Consider the following 18,573-nt stretch of genomic DNA (forward strand, 5'->3'; position numbering starts at 1 on the left):
CGTGGCCGTCATCGTCGTCACCGACTCCTCGGCACGATTGCCCGCGGAACTGGCTGACGCACACGGTATCCGGGTGGTGCCACTGCACATCCTCGTCGACGAGGACGACCTGTCCGACGGTGTCGACGACGTCCCCGAAGACATCCACGAACGCGCCGCCTCGACCGCAGGTGCCACACTGACCGAACTCAGCGCCGCCTACACCAGTGCGCTGGAGGAAAGCGGCGGTGACGGCGTGCTGGCGGTGCATCTGTCCGCGGCGTTGTCCAGCACCTTCGGGGCCGCCCAACAGGCCGCCCAGCAGTTCGGCGGAAGCGTGCGCGTCCTCGATTCCCGATCCACCGCGATGGGAACCGGCTTCGTGGCACTGGCCGCTGCCAAGGCGGCCGCCGACGGGGCGAGCCTGGATGAGGTGGGAGTGGCCGCCGAGGCCGCGGTGCGCGGCTGTCACGGTTTCATCGTGGTGCACCGACTGGACAACCTGCGCCGCAGCGGCCGCATCGGCGGTGCCGCGGCATGGCTCGGGACCGCGCTGTCGCTCAAGCCGTTGCTACGGATCGAGGACGGTAAATTGGTTCTGGCCCAACGTGTCCGAACGGCATCCAAGGCCGTCATGGCCATGCAGGACAAGGTGTGCGAGCTGGTCGGAGACGCACCGGCAGCGCTGGCCGTGCATCATGTGGCCGACCCGGCCGCGGCCGAGGAGCTGGCGTCGGCTCTGAGCTCGCGGTTGCCCAACTGCGACGCCCCGATGGTCACCGACCTCGGCCCGGTGCTGGCGCTGCACGTCGGCGCCGGCGCCCTGGCCGTCGTCGTCTCCCTGTGATTTGGGCGTGAATCCGGTCGCTCACCGACGGTAATCACGCCCAAATCCCTAACGGAAGCGGCCCGTGACCGGGGGCAGGTCCTTGAGCGTGACGATGCCGGGTGCCGCCGCGACGACGGCGGGGACCGCGTTGGTCACCGGCATCGCGGTGTAGATCATCCCCAGGCCCATGAAGCCGGGTTCGGTCCAGTCTCTCGGCGGCAGGCAGTGCACCACGGTACGCATGTTGGGCACGCCGAACACCTGGATGACGTGACCGTGCTCCAGCGGCTTGGGGGGCGTGACGTGATCGCCCATGGTCCAGTTGAATCCGACGCTGACGACATTGCGCTCGCCGACCCAGCCGCGGTGGTAGCCGTACACGGAGCCGACGGTGCCCGCGGGGATCTTCATGAAGCCCAGGTCGGTGTCGGCGGTGGCGGCGGTGAACTGCACGTCGAAGGTCATCCGATCCAGCTGGGCGCCGATGGCGTCGGCCATCATGGCCGCCGATTCGGCGAACACCTCGCTCTCCCGGCGCACGCTCTCGGCCAGGTCCGGGGTGTCGGGATCCTGACCGAATCCCATGGCCGACTGCGTACCCGCCGATTCGTAGGTGGAGCAGTCCACCGACTCGGTGATCCGGATCTCGTCGACGCGTTCGCAGGAACCCGAGAGAACCATGCCGACCATGTTCGTCATGCCCGGGTGGGCCCCGTTGCCGAAGATGGTGGATTTGCCTGTCTCACAAGCGGTCAGGATGCGCTCACGGTCGGCGGGCGTCTGCTTGCCGCCGGTGATCCAGGCGGCGCTGGTGCACACGTTCACGCCGTTCTCCAACAGCGCCACCAACTCGTCGACGCTGGGCCACAGTGGGTTGTAACAGCACGCGTCGGCGTCCAGTGCCAGCAGAGCGTCGATGTCGTTGGTGGCCAGCACCCCGGTGGGCTCGGGCCAGCCCGCCAGCTCGGCGGCGTCTCGCCCCACCTTGTCCTCGCCATGCGCGTACACCCCGACCAGTTCCATGTCGGGGCGGCCGATGATCGCGTGCAGCGACCGTCGGCCGATGTTCCCCGTGGTCCACTGCAGAACCCTGATCGCGGCTGTCATCGGCACTCCCGGTAGTAGACACTTTTGGTGAGTATGTCTGCTCGGATCGGCGAGACGGGCCGAAACCGGGTTCATCCACAGTTGCGCGGTCATCCACAGATCACGATCCGGGGCCGGCGATCTGTCCGGGCCCGCACCTACGGTCGGGCACATGCCGACTGAACTGCCCACCCAGCGACTGCGTCGCCGCCTCGCCGAGGCTTCCGAGGAACCCGAACCGGCCGCCGATGATCCCAAGGACCTGCTGCCCCGGTGGGTGCCCGATGCCGAGCCGCGCAGCTGGTGGGAGTCCGCGCGCGCCGACCCCGGCCGGGCCGGTGCATGGGCGTTGGGGGGCGTGGCCGCCATCGCTGTGCTGATCACCGTGTTCACCCTGATCCGCGACGAACCTCCGCCGGTGGCCGCGGCGAATCTGCCTGCTGTGGAGATGGTGTCGTCGACCAGTCCGCCGCCGCAGGACACGTCGGTGATCGTCAGTGTGGTGGGCCTGGTGCACAAGCCCGGCCTGGTGACGTTGACTGCGGGCGCGCGGGTGGCCGATGCCTTGGCCGCCGCCGGCGGTGTCACCGATGGCGCCGACACCCTCGGGCTCAACATGGCCAGGCGGGTTGCCGACGGTGAACAGGTGGTGGTCGGAATCGCGCCGCTGCCCGGTCAGCAAGCCGCGCTGGGTAGTTCGGTGGCCCCGGACCCGTCCGCGGCCCCGGCGGCCGGCCCGTCGCCCGCCCAGGGTGTGGGCCAGGTGGATCTGAACACCGCCACCGCCGAACAGCTGGACACCCTGCCCGGCGTCGGTCCGGTGACCGCAGCGGCCATCATCGCCTGGCGGGACGCCAACGGCCCGTTCGGCACCGTCGAGCAACTCGGTGAGGTCGACGGCATCGGGCCTGCCCGGCTCGACAAGCTGCGGGACCTCGTCACAGTGTGACGCCCGAGGAGGCCACTCGGTACGACCTGCGGCTGGTGCCGGCGGCGGCGACCTCCTGGGCGGTCACCGCGGCGGGCATCGTGTGGCAGGCCGGGGTGATGGCGACGGTGGTCAGCGCAGGGGTCGCAGGTGTGGCCGCGCTGCTACGGCAGCGCGCGCCCGATACCGGACGACGTGCGGTGTACACGGCGGTGCTGGCCGCGGCCGTCATCGGCACCGGCTTCGGCATCGCAGTGACGTTGCGGGACAACGCGGTTGAGCACCACCCGATCCTGCAGAGCGTCGGCCGGCAGACCGAGGTCACCGTGCTGGTCACCGAGAGTCCACGCGTGTTGGGCAACGGCCGAATGTTGATCAAGGCCGACCTGCGGCTGCACCGCGACAGCGAAATGCGAGGCAGGGTAGTCATTTTCGCCTCGGTCAGCTCCTTCGGCGCGGTCACCGCGGGACAGTCGGTACGGCTGTCGGCCAGGGTGGGCCCACCAACCCGTCGAGATCTCACCGTCGCGGTGCTCACCGTCTCGGGCCGCCCGACCGTCGGCCCGGCGACAGCGGTACAGCGCGGCGCCCAGCACCTCCGCAGCTTGCTGGCCGAGTCCGCACGCGCCGTGCTGCCTGCCGACCAGGCCGCTCTGCTGCCCGCGTTGGTCCTCGGTGACACCTCGGTGCTGCCGCAGAACATCGTGGCCGACTTCAGAACAGCCGGACTGACGCATCTGACCGCCGTCTCCGGCGCCAACGTCACGATTGTCTGCGGAGCGGTTCTGCTGTCGGCGGCGATCGTCGGGCCACGCATCGCGGTGATGCTGGCCGCGCTGATGCTGGTGGCGTTCGTGGTGGTGGTGCAACCCACCGCCAGTGTGTTGCGGGCAGCGGTGATGGGTGCCATCACGTTGGTGGCGGTGGTGTCGGCGCGGCGCAGGCAGGCCATTCCGGCGCTGGCGGCCACGGTGGTGGGATTGCTGGCCGTGGCTCCGCAGTTGGCGGTCGACATCGGATTCGCGCTGTCGGTGTCGGCCACCGCCGCGTTGGTGGTGCTGGCGCCGCTGTGGTCGCGTCGGCTGGTGGCCAGGGGCTGGCCGAAGCCGGTTGCGGACGCGCTGTGCGTGGCGTTGGCAGCGCAGCTGGTCACCGCGCCGCTGATCGCCGGGCTCTCCGGCAGCCTCAGCCTGGTGTCGGTGGCGGCCAATGTGCTCGTCGCTCCGGTGATCGCGCCCATCACCGTGCTGGGCACCGCCGCCGCGGCACTCGCACCGGTCGTACCGTCGGCGGCCGGGTTGCTGATCCGCTTCACCGGTCCGGAGCTGTGGTGGCTGCTGCACGTGGCGCACCTCGGTGCAGATGTCCCGAACGCCTCGGTGTCGGTGCCGTCCGGTCCCGGCGGTGCCCTCGTCATGGGTACTGCGGTGGTGGCAGCGGTGTTGCTGTGGCGCACCCGCGGGTTCCGGCTCGTGGCCGCCGCCGCGACGGTGTGTCTGCTGGCGTGGGCGGCGGCGGGATGCCTGGGCGGCTGAGTGTCAGCCCGACGTGAAACGATCGTGCGGTGAGCCAACAGGTTCGAGGACTACATCTGATCCTGGGTGAGGAAGAGCTGCTGGTCGAGCGGGCCATCACGGCGGTGCTCGCCCAGGCGCGCAAGCTCGCCGGAACCCGTGACGTGCCGGTGGATCGTCTGCGCGCCGGTGAGGTCAGCACCAGTGAGCTGGCCGAGCTGCTGAGCCCGTCGCTGTTCGCCGATGAGCGGGTGGTGGTGCTCGAGGCCGCTGCGGAGGCCGGCAAGGAGGCCGTGGCGCTGATCGCCTCGGTGGCAGGCGAACTGCCGGAGGGCACCATGCTGGTGGTGGTGCACAGCGGCGGCGGCCGGGCCAAAGCGCTGGCCGGGCAGCTCAAGGACCTGGGCGCCGAGGTTCACCCGTGCGCCAAGATCACCAAGCCCGGTGAACGTGTCGACTTCGTGCGCCGCGAGTTCCGTGCGCTGCGGGTCAAGGTGGACGAGGACACGGTGAATGCGTTGATCGATGCCGTGGGCTCCGATGTCCGTGAATTGGCTTCGGCCTGTTCACAACTCGTCGCTGACACCGACGGCCGCGTCGACGCCGCCTCGGTGCGCCGCTACCACAGCGGCAAAGCCGAGGTGAAGGGGTTCGACATCGCCGACAAGGCGGTCCTCGGTGACGTCCAAGGGGCGGCCGAGGCACTGCGCTGGGCGATGCTCAGCGGCGAACCGCGCGTGGTGCTGGCCGATGCGCTGGCCGAAGCCGTGCACACCATTGCGCGGGTGGGGCCGTTGTCGGGAGACCCCTACCGGTTGGCTTCCGAACTGGGGATGCCGCCGTGGCGCATCCAGAAGGCGCAGAAGCAGTCCCGGCGATGGTCACGTGACGGGGTGGCCGACGCCATCCGGTTGGTGGCGGCACTCAATGCGGACGTCAAGGGCGCGGCCGCGGATGCGGACTATGCGCTGGAGGCGGCGGTCCGCAAGGTGGCCGAGATCGCCGCGGCCGGACGGGGCTGACCGGAGAAACACGAAGGCAGCCCGCCAGTGGCGGGCTGCCTTTGAGCAGGTTCAGGTACTCAGATCTTGTTGAGCGCCAGGGACAGTGCCGACTTCTTGTTGGCGGCCTGGTTCTTGTGGATGACGCCCTTGCTGGCTGCCTTGTCGAGCTTGCGGCTGGTGGACGCCAGCAGCTCGCCGGCCTTTTCCTTGTCACCGGCTTCGACGGCTTCCCGGAATCCGCGGACAGCCGTGCGAAGCGCGGACTTCACCGACTGGTTGCGCAGTCGGGCGCGCTCGTTGGTGAGGATGCGCTTCTGCTGCGACTTGATGTTGGCCACGCGTGAGTTCCTTCGTACTTTCTCGTCAAGACTGGTTTCGGGCACCCCAGTGTTCAGGTGCCAGCGCGCCCGGCGGCGGGCAGCGACTGTTCAGGTTACCAGCAGGGTCCCCGATATCCCAAAGTCGAGCGTACTAACCTGCCGAAACGGCGTTCGTAGTGCAGCATGTGACAGGTGAGCCTTCGAACCTTGCCCAGCGAGACCGGACGCCAGTCGCGCAACGCTTCGGCGGCGTCCAAAAAACACGAGCAGATCTTCGACGGCTACAACAAACGTGGGTCCTATGACCAAGCGTTCGACGAGATGTTCGATGCCCAGGGCGCTGTGCGGGGACCGTACAAGGGCATCTACGCCGAGCTGGCGCCGTCGGATGCCTCCGAGCTCGCGGCCCGCTCCGACGCGCTGGGTCGCGCGTTCATCGACCAGGGCATCACGTTCTCGCTGTCCGGCCAGGAACGCCCCTTCCCGCTGGACCTCGTACCGCGCGTGATCTCGGCGGCGGAATGGTCCCGGCTGGAGCGTGGCATCACCCAGCGGGTCAAGGCGCTGGAGATGTACCTCGATGACATCTACGGCGATCAGGAGATCCTGCGCGACGGCGTGATCCCTCGCCGCCTGATCACCTCGTGTGAGCATTTCCACCGCGAGGCCGTCGGCATCGTCCCGCCCAACGGGGTGCGCATCCACGTCGCCGGTATCGACCTGGTGCGCGACGGTCAGGGCACCTTCCGGGTGTTGGAGGACAACCTGCGCTCTCCGTCGGGTGTCTCGTACGTCATGGAGAACCGCCGAACCATGGCGCGGGTGTTCCCGAACCTGTTCGCCTCCCACCGGGTGCGCGCCGTCGGTGACTACTCGTCGCATCTGCTGCGCGCCCTGCGCAAGTCGGCGGCCACCAACGAGGCCGACCCGACGGTGGTGGTTCTCACCCCCGGCGTCTACAACTCGGCGTACTTCGAGCACTCCCTGCTGGCCCGTCAGATGGGGGTCGAGCTGGTCGAGGGGCGCGACCTGTTCTGCCGTGACAACACCGTCTACATGCGCACCACCGAAGGCGAGCGCCAGGTGGACGTCATCTACCGCCGTATTGATGACGAGTTCCTGGACCCCATGCACTTCAAACCGGACTCGGTGCTGGGTGTCGCGGGCGTGCTGAACGCGGCGCGAGCCGGCAACGTGGTGATCTCCAGCGCCGTCGGCAACGGGGTGGGTGACGACAAGCTGGTCTACACCTATGTGCCGACCATGGTCGAGTACTACCTGGGCGAAAAGCCGGCGCTGGCCAATGTCGACACCTTCCGGTGCTGGCTCGACGACGAGCGCGAAGAAGTGCTGGACCGCATCGACGAACTGGTGATCAAACCTGTCGAGGGGTCGGGGGGCTACGGCATCGTGTTCGGTCCGGACGCGTCGGAGAAGGAACTGGCCGCGATCTCGAAGAAGGTGCGCGCAGATCCTCGCGGTTGGATCGCCCAGCCGGTGGTCCAGTTGTCGACGGTGCCCACCCAGATCGACGACAATCTGGCGCCGCGTCACGTGGATCTGCGCCCTTTCGCGGTGAACGACGGCGACAACGTGTGGGTACTGCCCGGAGGACTGACCCGCGTCGCCCTGCCGGAAGGGTCCTTGGTGGTGAACTCCAGCCAGGGCGGCGGATCGAAGGACACCTGGGTGCTGGCCTCGCGCACCTCGGTCGCCGACCGTGAACTCGGTGCCGCCGAAGTGGTTCGGGCACTGCCCAAGGCGCCCAAGGCGGCAGCCGAGCGCAACGGCGACGGCGCCGGTTCTACCCAGCAGCAACAACAGCAGCAGGGCGTCGGCCTGATGAGCCAGCAGCAAGGCCCGCAGAACCAGCAACAGCAACAGCAACAACAACAGGCGGTGGTGGACTGATGCTCGCGCGCAACGCCGAATCGCTCTTCTGGATCGGCCGTTACGTCGAGCGGGCCGACGATACGGCGCGAATCCTCGACGTCACGGTGCACCAGCTGCTGGAAGATTCCAGCGTCGACCCCGACCACGCCTCTCGGGTGTTGTTGCGCGTGCTCGGGATGAAGCCTCCGAAGGAGGCGCTGGACGTATGGTCACTGACCGACCTCGTGGCGTTCAGCCGCGACACCGACGGCGGCTGCTCCATCGTCGAGTCCATCTCGGCGGCACGTGAAAACGCCCGTGGCGCACGTGAAGTCACCTCCACCGAGATGTGGGAATGCCTGAACACCACCTACAACGCGCTGGGGGAGCGGGAACGGGCGGCCAAACGCCTCGGCCCGCATGAGTTCCTCAGTTACGTGGAGAACCGGGCCGCGATGTTCGCCGGGCTGGCCGACTCCACCTTGTCCCGCGACGACGGTTACCGGTTCATGGTGCTGGGCCGGGCCATCGAACGGGTGGACATGACGGTCCGCATGCTCCTGGCCCGCGTCGGAGACAGCGCGTCCTCACCGGCCTGGGTGACGGTGCTGCGGTCCGCAGGCGCCCACGACACGTACCTGCGCACCTACCGCGGTGTGCTCGACGCCGGCCGCGTTGTCGAATTCATGCTGCTGGACCGGCTGTTTCCGCGGTCGGTGTTCTACTCGCTGCGGCTGGCCGAACACAGCCTCGATGAGCTGCTGAACCGCCCGCACAACCGTCTCGGTGCCACTGCCGAGGCCCAGCGGCTGCTGGGTCGGGCGCGCAGCGAGCTGGAGTTCCTGCGGCCGGGCCTGCTGCTGGAATCGCTGGAGGAGCGCTTGGCGGGGCTGCAGAAGATGTGCGCCGACGTCGGAGAAGCACTGGCGTTGCAGTACTTCCACTCTGCGCCGTGGGTCGCGTGGACCGATGCCGGCCGAAATGGGTCGTTGGTGATCGAGGAGGGTGAGATCTAGATGTGGCGGATGCGAGTGGTGCACTCGACGGGCTATGCCTACAAGTCGCCGGTCACTGCGTCGTTCAACGAAGCCCGGTTGACTCCTCGGTCGGATTCGCGACAGAACGTCATCCTGAACCGGGTGGAGACGGTGCCTGCTACGCGGTCCTACCGCTACGTCGACTACTTCGGCACGGCCGTCACCGCGTTCGATCTGCACGCGCCGCACACCGAGCTGGAGGTCACCGCGTCGTCGGTGGTGGAGACGGACAAGCCGGAACCCCCCGACACCAAGGTCACCTGGGATGATCTGGCATCGGATGCGGTGATCGACCGGTTCGACGAGTTCCTGACGCCCACGCACTACACCCCGGCGAGCAAGCGCATCGAGCGGGTGGGGCGGCGCATCGCCAAGTATCACGATCCAGAAGCGGCGGTGATCGAGGCCGCCCGCTGGGTGCAGGCCGAGCTGAAGTACGTGCCGGGCACCACCGGTGTGCATTCCTCGGGTCTCGACGCGCTGCGCGAAGGTAAAGGGGTCTGCCAGGACTTTGCCCACCTGACACTGATTCTGTTGCGCGGCATGGGGATTCCGTGCCGCTACGTGTCGGGCTATCTGCATCCGAAGCCGAAGGCCAAGGTTGGCGACACCATCGACGGGCAGAGCCATGCCTGGTTGCAGGCCTGGACCGGCGCCTGGTGGAATTACGATCCCACCAACGACGCCGAGATCAACGAGCAGTACATCAGCGTCGGCGTCGGTCGCGACTACGCTGACGTCACCCCGCTCAAGGGAATCTACTCCGGTGAGGGGTCCACCGACCTCGATGTCATCGTGGAGATCACCAGGCTGGCATGATCAGTCAAAAGATAAGAGTCGCAATCTATTCGATGAACCGGTGCAGTTCGTGTTAACGTTGGACATCGCCGGTGCGTTTCGTGCGTCGGCTTTTGATGAGAGAAGTAAGTAAATGGCACAGGGAACTGTGAAATGGTTCAACGGCGAAAAGGGCTTCGGCTTCATCGCTCCTGACGGCGGCGCAGCGGATGTTTTCGTCCACTACTCCGAGATCCAGGGCGGCGGGTTCCGCACGCTCGAGGAGAACGCACGCGTCGAATTCCAGGTCGAGCAGGGCGCCAAGGGCCCCCAGGCAGTGGGCGTCACCGCGATCTGACGCTCACGCGGACAACAAGCTGGTGTGGGTTCGCCACACCAGCTTTTTGTATGTCGCAAAACTGTGATCGCGGTTGTTTCAGCAGGCCAGCGCCGGCTTTCCGCCTCTGCAGCCACGCCTGACGAAAGCGCTGGTCTCCAGCAGTGTCAGCTTCTCCGGCCACGGCCGGAGAAGCTGGGCCGCAGGCGCGGCCTGACCGGCCGCGCCGATCACGACGACCGCGGATCTGACGGCTCGCCTTGCCGGTTGGAGAAGACCGGTGCCTGCGTCGGCTCTTGAGAGTGATTGTTCAACGGTGCATCGGTCTGTGAATCGAGATGCGAGAACAGGTCGGACGTATCCATGGGGCGTTATCCTTCGAAGCGGTGGAAGGGTCACTGCTGTCGGTTGCTGACCGACGTTCACAGGGCTCGATATGCCGCTTGTTCGCAGTGCCGCCGCTTCACACACCCTACCCCGGCGCTGTCGGCACCGGCGGCCGGCATCACTCGACCTGCACAGTGTGCAGGTCGTCGCCGAGTTCGACGCGTCCACTGAATTCGGTGGCGGCCAGTGCGCGCCACTGGTCTTCCTGACCCGGAACCAACGCGGGCACATAATGCGTGAGGATCAAGGTGGCGACTCCTGCGCGGGCCGCCGTGGCAGCAGCCTGTTCCACTGACGAGTGGTAGTCCAAGATGTCCTTGATGCGCTGCATCGGCATCAGCGCCACCAGATCCTTGCGAATCACCGTGTGCACCAGCGCATCCGCGCCCGAACTCAAGGCATCGAGGCTGGCGCACGGCACGGTGTCACCGGCCAGCACCACCGAGTTGCCCTCGGCTTCCACGCGGAACCCGATGGTGGGGTCCACCGGGCGGTGGTCGGTGGGCCCTGCGGTGATGTGCACGCCGTCGGCGTCCCACACCACCCCCTCGGTGTACTCGTGCACCTCCAGCGGTGGGGGAGCCGTCAGATCGGCGTGGTGCGCAATGCGGTAGCCGATGTCGAAACCGAACGCCGTGAGGATGGCGTCCACCACTGCCGCGGTTCCGGGCGGCCCGATGATCTGCAGCGGCGGTGGATCCGGGGTGAAGGTGCTGACCCAGCGGGTGATGATCACGTCACCCAGTTCGGCGATGTGGTCGCTGTGCAGGTGGGTCAGCAGAAGCGCGGTCAGGCCATTGGCGCCGACACCCGCAGCCGTCAGCCGCAACAGCACGCCACGCCCGCAGTCCACCAGGAAGGTCTGGCCGCCGGCACGCACCAGGGTGGACGGTCCGGCCCGACGTGCATCGGGCAGCGGCGATCCCGTTCCGAGCAGAGTCACTTCGATCATCCCCATAGCTAACCGGATGCAACCTCGCTCAGCGGTGAATCGCCGCTTGTGTCGGGCTTATTCGCGTCCGGCCGAAATCCAGGACGGGTCCCCGAAACGCTGACCGCGCACCTGTGCGCCCACCGCGTCGAGAGCGCCCAGCTGTTCGGCGTTCAGTTCCACCCGCAGTGAGGCCACGTTCTCGTCGACCCTGGCTGCCCGTCGCGTTCCCGGGATCGGTACCGATGCCACGCCCAGCGCCTGCGCCCGGTAGCGCAGCCACGCCAGCGCCACCTGCGCGGCGGTGGCGCCCACCTCTGCCGCCACTGCCGAGATAACTTCCACCACAGACAGATTCGCCTGCAGTGTGTCTGCGGAGAATCGGGGCAACGCGCCGCGGAAGGCGCCCAGATCGGTCGTCGACCGGACGGTCCCGGTGAGGAAACCCCGGCCCAGCGGTGAGTACGGAACGAACCCGACCCCGAGTTCCACCGCGGTGGGCACCACGTTGGTCTCGACGTCACGGCTCCAGATCGACCACTCGCTCTGTACGGCGGCGATGGGGTGCACGGCCGTCGCGGCCCGCAGCTCGTCGGCGGTGACCTCGGACAGCCCGAGGTGGCGCACCTTGCCTGCGGTCACCAGCTCGGCCATCGCGCCCACCGTCTCCTCGATGGGGACGGTCAGGTCGCGGCGGTGCATGTAGTAGAGGTCGATCACATCGGTGCCCAGGCGGCCCAGGCTTTCGTCGACGGCCTGGTGCACGTACTCGGCGTCGCCCCGTGAGCTGCGGTCGCCGGCAGCAGGGTTGCCGGTGATGCCGAACTTGGTGGCCAGCACCACCTCGTCACGGCGGTCGGCCAGCAAAGTCGCGATCAGCCGTTCGTTGTCGCCGCCGCCGTAGACGTTGGCGGTGTCGATGAAGGTCACCCCGATGTCGAGACAGTGGTTCAGCGTCGCCAACGACTCCGTGTCGTCCACCTGGCCGTACACCGGTGTCAGCGCCATCGCACCGAATCCGAGCTCGCTCACCGTGAGTTGATCGCCAAGTGTCACTGTCATCGAAGGGTTCCCTTTCGTCGTCATCGGCTTCGACCGGGTCCAAGCCTGCGACGGCGGCCTCTATTCCGCTGTACAGCGTCTTCACAGTTGCTCCTGGCGGGCTTAGCCTGGTGTGAGATGGATCACTGAGCGGAGGCATCGATGAGGATCGCTGACGTGTTGCGGGCCAAGGGCGACGCCGTCGCCACCATCACCGCACAAACCTCGGTCGGGGCACTGCTCAACGAGCTGGTCCTGCACAACATCGGAGCCATGGTGGTGGTGTCGCCGGGCGGGGTGATCGGGATGGTCTCCGAGCGTGACGTGGTACGCAAACTGCACGAGTTGGGCACGGACCTGCTCCGCCGTCCGGTGGCCGACATCATGACCACCACCGTGGCCACGTGCGCGCCCGGCGATTCCGTCGACAGTCTCAGTGCGCTGATGACCACCAACCGCGTGCGCCACGTCCCGGTGATGGACGGTGACAGGCTGGCCGGCATCGTCAGCATCGGCGACGTGGTCAAGACCCGGATGGAGGAACTGCAGGCTGAGCAGGAACAGCTGCAGGCGTACATCACCCAGGGTTGAATCGGGAAGTGGCTACTCATGCTGTCCGTCCGGCTCGCAGGTCCGATGTCCGCGCCCTGGCGCGAACTCTCGGTCGAGCGTTCTTTGACGACCCCGTGATGACGTGGATGTTGCCTGATCCGGGTAAACGCACCTCCGGTCTGGAGCGGATGTTCGCGACGATGACGCGTCACCACTTCCTGTCTGGGGCCGGCGCCGAAGTGGCGGGTGACGATGTTGCCGCGGCAGCGCTGTGGGACCCGCCGAACCGCTGGCAACAGTCGCGGCTGGAGGGCCTGCTGATGATGCCGGGATTCATCCGGGCGTTCGGGTCGCGCGTGTCGGTGGGCCAGGAGGTCGCCGACCTGATGAAAGAGCACCACCCCGAGGAGCCGCATTGGTATCTGGCGGTGATCGGCAGCGATCCCGCCCACCGTGGCGCCGGATTCGGACACGCGCTCATGACGTCGCGGCTGGACCGCGTGGATGCCGAGCATGCCCCGGCCTATCTGGAGTCGACCAAACCCGACAATGTGCCGTACTACCAGCGGTTCGGGTTCGAGGTCACCCGGGAGATCGCGCTGCCGCGCGGCGGGCCGCCGCTGTGGGCGATGTGGCGCCAACCCCGCTGACCGAGGGATTTCGGCGTGAATCCAGTCGCTGAGCGGTCGGAATCACGCCGAAATCCCAACTCACGACCAGGAGTACTCGGCGCGCAGGCGTGCCGCCACCAGATCGAACGTGGTGCGCTCGACGATCGCGCCCTCACGGCGGATGCCCTCCTCCGGCACGTCGAGCACCCGGTCCAGGCGCACCCAGCTCGGTCTGCCCTCGTGATCCCACGGCCCGGCACCGATGCCGATCCAGTCCGGGTCCTCGGAATGGTGAGTCTGGCTCGACAGCATCAGACCCAGCAGCGTCTGGCGGTCGCGGCCCACCACCAGCACCGGGCGGTCCTTGCCCCGCGATGGGTCGTCCTCGAACGCCACCCAGGTCCAGACGATCTCACCCGGGTCGGCCCGGCCGTCCAGGTCGGGGGAGTAGACGACTTTGCGAGCTCGCTGGGCCGAGGGCACCACGTTGTTGGTGATCGGCCGTCCGGCCGGAATCGCGGCACGCTTCTGCGCGGCCTGCTGCTCGGCGGCATTGGCTGCCAGGGCGTCCATGCCGATCTTGATGCCCTGCGCCAGACCCCTCTGCAGGCCCTGCTGAATGTTGCGCTGTACCGCCTGCGGGTTCTGCAGGCCCTTGATGATCTTCGGGGCCTCGGTGAAGACCACATGCTCGGCGGCTTTGAGAACCTGCTGGAACGACTTCCACTGCGTCGCCATGATTAGCAGCATAGGGGAGGAACCTGCCCACGATTGGTTCGTGACGGCCGCCTCTCGATACTCTTGAGGCGCCTAACCGGGCGTTTTGAGGGCACGCACCTCCCAGTACTCAGGAGATTCCCATCAGCAGTTTCGCCGACAAGACCTTCACCCCCCCGGCGCAGATCCGCAACTTCAGCATCATCGCCCATATCGACCATGGGAAATCGACACTGGCGGACAGGATGCTGGGGATCACCGGCGTGGTCGCCGACCGTGACATGCGGGCGCAGTACCTCGATCGCATGGACATCGAGCGCGAGCGTGGCATCACCATCAAGGCGCAGAACGTCCGGTTGCCCTGGTCGGTCGAGGGTGAGGACTACGTACTGCACCTGATCGACACGCCCGGCCACGTCGACTTCACCTACGAGGTGTCCCGCGCGCTGGAGGCCTGTGAGGGTGCGGTGTTGCTGGTGGACGCCGCCCAGGGCATCGAGGCGCAGACGCTGGCCAATCTCTACCTGGCGCTGGACCGTGACCTGACGATCATCCCGGTGCTCAACAAGATCGATCTGCCCGCGGCGGATCCGGAACGCTACGCCGGCGAGATCGCGCACATCATCGGATGTGAACCCGACGACGTGCTGCGGGTGTCCGGGAAGACCGGTGCCGGGGTGCCCGAACTCCTGGATGCGGTGGTGCGCCAGATCCCCGCTCCTCAGGGCAACGCCGACGCACCCGCGCGCGCCATGATCTTCGACTCGGTCTACGACATCTACCGGGGCGTGGTCACCTACGTCCGCGTGGTCGACGGCAAGCTCAACCCGCGCGAGAAGATCAAGATGATGTCCACCGGCGCCACACACGAGCTGCTGGAGGTCGGCATCGTCTCACCCGAGCCGAAGGCCACCACCGGTCTCGGCGTCGGCGAAGTCGGCTACCTCATCACCGGTGTCAAGGATGTCCGCCAGTCCAAGGTCGGCGACACCGTGACCTCGGCTCGCAACGGGGCCACCGAAGCGCTCACCGGGTACCGCGAACCCAAGCCCATGGTGTATTCGGGGCTGTATCCGGTGGACGGGTCCGACTACCCGAACCTGCGTGAGGCGCTGGACAAGCTGCAGCTCAACGACGCCGCGCTGACCTACGAGCCCGAGACGTCGGTGGCACTCGGGTTCGGTTTCCGCTGTGGCTTCCTGGGGCTGCTGCACATGGAGATCACCCGTGAGCGTCTCGAGCGCGAGTTCGACCTCGACCTGATCTCCACCTCACCCAACGTTGTCTACCGGGTGATCACGGAGGGCAAGAACACTCCGGACCAGGCGCTGGTGGTGACCAATCCGTCCGACTGGCCCGAGGGCAAGATCCGCGCCGTCTACGAACCCGTGGTGAAGGTGACCATCATCGCGCCCAGCGAGTTCATCGGCACCATCATGGAGCTGTGCCAGTCCCGCCGAGGCGAGCTCGGCGGAATGGACTACCTGTCGCCGGAGCGGGTCGAGCTGCGCTACACCATGCCGCTGGGCGAGATCATCTTCGACTTCTTCGACTCATTGAAGTCCCGCACCCGCGGTTATGCCAGCCTGGACTACGAAGAGTCCGGTGAGCAGGAAGCCGATCTGGTGAAGGTCGACATCCTGTTGCAGGGGGAGGCCGTCGACGCGTTCAGTGCGATCGTGCACAAGGATTCGGCCGCCGAGTACGGCAACAAGATGACCACCAAACTCAAGGAGTTGATCCCGCGCCAGCAGTTCGAGGTGCCCATCCAGGCGGCGATCGGCGCGAAAATCATTGCCCGCGAGAATATTCGGGCCATCCGCAAGGACGTGCTGTCCAAGTGCTACGGCGGTGACATCACCCGTAAGCGCAAGCTGCTGGAGAAGCAGAAGGAAGGCAAGAAGCGCATGAAGACCATCGGACGGGTCGACGTGCCGCAGGAGGCGTTCGTCGCGGCATTGTCCACCGACTCGTCGGCGGACAAGGGCAAAAAATAGTGCTGCGACACGGTCTGCTGGCCGCGGTGGCCGCGGTGGCGTTGACCGGTTGTACCAATGTGGTTGTGGGAACAGCGAAGCCGGCTGACGCGGGTGGTTCGGACGGTCCGCGTTCGGGTGACCTGGCCTCCACACTGCTCAGCGTCGAGGAGATCAACTCGATCATGGGTGCCGACGACATCGAGTTGGTGGAGTCCATCGACGAGATGGTCGATCACAGCGGCGACGTGTCGGACCCCGCGTGTCTGGGGGCGCTCTACAACGCCGAGGACATCATCTACTCCGGCAGTGGGTGGACCGAAGTCGCCGACGAGGTGCTGACGCAGCCCACTGATGACCCCGCGCACTGGGTGGAGCAGACGGCCGTGCGGTTCCCGTCCGAGCAGGACGCCTCGGCGTTCTACGAGTCGTCGAAGACCCAGTGGCAGGAGTGCGTGGACCAGGAGCTGTCGATGTTCGACGGCGATTACGTGTTCACCTGGGTGTTCGAGGCGATGACGGTGTCCGACACCATGATCAGTCAGAACGCTCTGCAGCTCGACGCCGACGGCTGGACCTGTCAGCACGCCATGTCGGCGGTGTCGGACGTCGTGGTCGAGGCATCGGCGTGCAGCATGTCACCCGACGAGCAGGCGGTCACCATCGTCGAGGCGTTGGCCAAGAACGTCGGCTGAATTCAGATGTCCAAGGCCAGGCGTTCGCCGGCGGCCCGGGACACGCAGATCAACATGGTGGTGCCGCGGGCCTTCTCCTCCTCGGTGAGCAACTCGTCGCGGTGATCGACGGCGCCGGACAGCACCCGTGCCTCGCACGTGCCGCAGAAGCCCATCTCGCACGACGAGGGATGATCGACTCCCGCGCCGCGAACCGCCTCGAGCACGGACTGCCCCGCGGGCACGGTCACCACGACGCCGCTGCGCGCCAGTTCGAGGTCGAAACCATCCTGCGCGACATCGCCGGACGGCACCGCCGTAGCGCCGAAGTGCTCGATGTGCAGGTCAGCGGTGCGATGCTCGCGCAGCATCCGCGCGGACAACGCATCCATCAGCGGACGGGGCCCGCAGCAGTACAGCGCCGCACCAACGGATTCGGCCACCACCTGCTCGAGGTCGATCAGCCCGTCGGTGTCCTGCGCCACCAGGTGTACCGAGTCGTTGCCGAGCCGGCCGAGGAAGGCGAAATGTTCCCGGGATCGGGCGCCGTAGAACAATTCCCACTTGATGCCGCGCTCGGCGACGTGCTGGATCATCGGCAGCAGCGGTGTGATGCCGATACCGCCGGCGACGAACACGTACCGGTCGGCGTCCACCAGGGCGAAGTTGGAGCGAGGCGCCCCGATGGTGAGGACGGTGCCCGCGCGCAGTTCGCGGTGCACCTCGAGTGAGCCGCCCCGACCCTGCGGCAGCTCCAGTACCGCAATGCGATAGGCCTGCCGGTTGGCGAGGTCGCCGCAGAGCGAGTACTGCCGCACCGTGCCCGACGGTAGGCGCACGTCGATGTGGGCACCGGGTGACCACGGTGGCAGGTTCTGGCCGTCGACCGGTGCCAGCTCGAACGACGTGACGCGGTGAGCCTCCCACCGCGTCGCGGTGACCCGCACCTGCAGCGAGTCAGCCGACGGCATCAGGGAGATCCTGCACCCGGCTCATCAGGTCGTGGAAGCAACGACGGTAGTTGAGGGTGAAGAGGTCAGCTGGCACCGAGAGTTCGAGGACTTCACCGTCCCAGGGGATCTCGCGGGGCTCGACGTGCTCCACCACGGGGATGTCCTCGAGGTACACCATTTCTTCGATGCGCAGACACTCCTGCAGGTCGGCACCTCGGTAGCCGACTTCGTTGGCCACCCCCAGAAGATCTTGACTTCCTCGTAGGAGACCGGTGACGGGAAGCCGGCGACGACCCGCCGACCGAGCTGCTCGTAGTGATAGGTGATGGATGCGAAACCCGGTGCCGCGCAGCGATATCGCATCATGCAGTTGCCGTCTTCAGCCCAGTCCCCGGTGCCGGCATTCAGCGGCCGGTCCATCCACACGTCGAGCCCGTCGCGGCTGACCTGGAGTGGCTCCACCACCTCCGGAGTGGGACCCATGGAGACCTTGTGTACAAACGGAAAGTGGGCGACATCGCGGAAGTTCTCTATCGAGATGCCCACTCCGACACCGGAATCGATCGGATCGGCAGCCAGCCATTCCAGGTCGACGCCGTCCCACTCCTGTATCTCGTAGAGGTCGCGGATCGGGTCTTCCAGCACCGTCCACACGTGGCCGTAGCGCTCCACAGCGGGGTAGCTGGTGATTGCAGCGCGAGGCGGGATCTTGGACTGGTCCGCCAGTGACGGAATCCGGCTGCAGGTGCCGTCGGTGCTGGCGAACTCCCACCCGTGGTAGGGGCAGCTGATGGACCCGGCGTGTATCTCACCGCGGGACAGGTCGCCGCCGCGGTGCGGGCAGCGTCGCGACTGCACGGCCACCCGACCGGTGCCGTCGCGGTAGACCACCAGCTTCTCGCCCAGCAGGGTGGCGCGCTGGGGGGTGTCGAGATCGCCGATGCGCGCGACGGGAAACCAGGACCGGCGCATCGCGGCTTCGGCGAGTTCGCGTCTGCTGGACGAGGTCCTCGCAGGTGTTGTCAGAGTCATGGTGGGTCCTCCTGTG

At 67.0% G+C, this 18,573-nt stretch carries 19 protein-coding genes; 12 read left to right on the forward strand and 7 right to left on the reverse strand.

Features of this window, described 5'->3' with window-relative positions:
- The first annotated feature begins 1 nt into the window (after position 1).
- On the forward strand, positions 2-826 hold the full coding sequence (locus BVC93_RS21075; protein WP_083739173.1) for a DegV family protein: 825 nt from the start codon (positions 2-4) through the stop codon (positions 824-826).
- A gap of 48 nt (positions 827-874) precedes the next feature.
- On the opposite strand, the gene BVC93_RS21080 is transcribed toward BVC93_RS21075, so the two are convergent.
- On the reverse strand, positions 875-1,915 hold the full coding sequence (locus tag BVC93_RS21080; protein ID WP_083739174.1) for an NAD(P)H-dependent amine dehydrogenase family protein: 1,041 nt from the start codon (positions 1,913-1,915) through the stop codon (positions 875-877).
- 151 nt (positions 1,916-2,066) lie between these two features.
- Between BVC93_RS21080 and BVC93_RS21085 the strand changes: the two genes are divergently transcribed.
- From BVC93_RS21085 to holA, 3 genes are read left to right on the forward strand one after another with little or no spacing between them, the layout of a single operon-like run.
- The gene (locus tag BVC93_RS21085; protein WP_083739175.1) at positions 2,067-2,843 is read left to right on the forward strand and encodes a ComEA family DNA-binding protein; all 777 of its coding nucleotides are present in this window, start codon (positions 2,067-2,069) and stop codon (positions 2,841-2,843) included.
- Positions 2,844-2,869: 26 nt separating this feature from the next.
- On the forward strand, positions 2,870-4,357 hold the full coding sequence (locus BVC93_RS21090; protein WP_083741204.1) for a ComEC/Rec2 family competence protein: 1,488 nt from the start codon (positions 2,870-2,872) through the stop codon (positions 4,355-4,357).
- A 29-nt stretch (positions 4,358-4,386) separates the two neighbouring features.
- Positions 4,387-5,358, forward strand: a complete 972-nt coding sequence (gene holA / locus BVC93_RS21095; protein WP_083739176.1) for a DNA polymerase III subunit delta — start codon at positions 4,387-4,389, stop codon at positions 5,356-5,358.
- A 59-nt stretch (positions 5,359-5,417) separates the two neighbouring features.
- On the opposite strand, the gene rpsT is transcribed toward holA, so the two are convergent.
- Positions 5,418-5,678, reverse strand: a complete 261-nt coding sequence (rpsT, locus tag BVC93_RS21100) for a 30S ribosomal protein S20 (protein ID WP_083739177.1) — start codon at positions 5,676-5,678, stop codon at positions 5,418-5,420.
- Between the two features lie 303 nt (positions 5,679-5,981).
- Here rpsT and BVC93_RS21105 point away from each other — a divergent pair, with 303 nt between their 5' ends.
- The 4 genes from BVC93_RS21105 (at position 5,982) to BVC93_RS21120 (ending at position 9,704) form a co-directional block, all read left to right on the forward strand.
- Positions 5,982-7,571 (forward strand): circularly permuted type 2 ATP-grasp protein, encoded by a 1,590-nt coding sequence (locus BVC93_RS21105; protein WP_236950471.1) that lies wholly within the window; start codon positions 5,982-5,984, stop codon positions 7,569-7,571.
- On the forward strand, positions 7,571-8,548 hold the full coding sequence (locus tag BVC93_RS21110) for an alpha-E domain-containing protein (protein ID WP_083739178.1): 978 nt from the start codon (positions 7,571-7,573) through the stop codon (positions 8,546-8,548). Before BVC93_RS21105 ends, BVC93_RS21110 begins: the two co-directional genes overlap by 1 nt.
- Complete coding sequence (locus BVC93_RS21115; RefSeq protein ID WP_083739179.1) at positions 8,549-9,388, forward strand: transglutaminase family protein; 840 nt, start codon at positions 8,549-8,551, stop codon at positions 9,386-9,388.
- 112 nt (positions 9,389-9,500) lie between these two features.
- Complete coding sequence (locus BVC93_RS21120) at positions 9,501-9,704, forward strand: cold-shock protein (protein WP_083739180.1); 204 nt, start codon at positions 9,501-9,503, stop codon at positions 9,702-9,704.
- 484 nt (positions 9,705-10,188) lie between these two features.
- On the opposite strand, the gene BVC93_RS21125 is transcribed toward BVC93_RS21120, so the two are convergent.
- Positions 10,189-11,022, reverse strand: coding sequence for a ribonuclease Z (locus BVC93_RS21125; protein ID WP_083741206.1), 834 nt, complete (start codon positions 11,020-11,022; stop codon positions 10,189-10,191).
- A gap of 57 nt (positions 11,023-11,079) precedes the next feature.
- Positions 11,080-12,063, reverse strand: coding sequence for an aldo/keto reductase (locus BVC93_RS21130; protein WP_236950045.1), 984 nt, complete (start codon positions 12,061-12,063; stop codon positions 11,080-11,082).
- Between the two features lie 141 nt (positions 12,064-12,204).
- Between BVC93_RS21130 and BVC93_RS21135 the strand changes: the two genes are divergently transcribed.
- Both BVC93_RS21135 and BVC93_RS21140 read left to right on the forward strand, forming a co-directional pair.
- Positions 12,205-12,633 carry a CBS domain-containing protein gene (locus tag BVC93_RS21135; protein WP_083739182.1) on the forward strand — a complete coding sequence of 143 codons (429 nt, stop codon included), beginning with the start codon at positions 12,205-12,207 and terminating at the stop codon, positions 12,631-12,633.
- A gap of 8 nt (positions 12,634-12,641) precedes the next feature.
- On the forward strand, positions 12,642-13,244 hold the full coding sequence (locus BVC93_RS21140; protein WP_236950046.1) for a GNAT family N-acetyltransferase: 603 nt from the start codon (positions 12,642-12,644) through the stop codon (positions 13,242-13,244).
- Positions 13,245-13,304: 60 nt separating this feature from the next.
- Here BVC93_RS21140 and BVC93_RS21145 read toward each other — a convergent pair whose 3' ends face one another.
- Positions 13,305-13,943 (reverse strand): type II toxin-antitoxin system PemK/MazF family toxin, encoded by a 639-nt coding sequence (locus BVC93_RS21145; protein ID WP_157517015.1) that lies wholly within the window; start codon positions 13,941-13,943, stop codon positions 13,305-13,307.
- Between the two features lie 116 nt (positions 13,944-14,059).
- Here BVC93_RS21145 and lepA point away from each other — a divergent pair, with 116 nt between their 5' ends.
- Positions 14,060-15,919, forward strand: coding sequence for a translation elongation factor 4 (gene lepA / locus BVC93_RS21150; protein WP_083739185.1), 1,860 nt, complete (start codon positions 14,060-14,062; stop codon positions 15,917-15,919).
- Complete coding sequence (locus tag BVC93_RS21155) at positions 15,919-16,593, forward strand: sensor domain-containing protein (protein ID WP_192860052.1); 675 nt, start codon at positions 15,919-15,921, stop codon at positions 16,591-16,593. The genes lepA and BVC93_RS21155 overlap by 1 nt, the downstream gene beginning before the upstream one ends.
- A 2-nt stretch (positions 16,594-16,595) precedes the next feature.
- On the opposite strand, the gene BVC93_RS21160 is transcribed toward BVC93_RS21155, so the two are convergent.
- The gene (locus BVC93_RS21160) at positions 16,596-17,543 is read right to left on the reverse strand and encodes a PDR/VanB family oxidoreductase (RefSeq protein WP_083739187.1); all 948 of its coding nucleotides are present in this window, start codon (positions 17,541-17,543) and stop codon (positions 16,596-16,598) included.
- A 24-nt stretch (positions 17,544-17,567) separates the two neighbouring features.
- Positions 17,568-18,557 (reverse strand): aromatic ring-hydroxylating dioxygenase subunit alpha, encoded by a 990-nt coding sequence (locus tag BVC93_RS21165; protein ID WP_236950047.1) that lies wholly within the window; start codon positions 18,555-18,557, stop codon positions 17,568-17,570.
- Positions 18,558-18,573 lie beyond the last annotated feature (16 nt).

Source organism: Mycobacterium sp. MS1601 (assembly GCF_001984215.1).
Lineage (GTDB): Bacteria > Actinomycetota > Actinomycetes > Mycobacteriales > Mycobacteriaceae > Mycobacterium.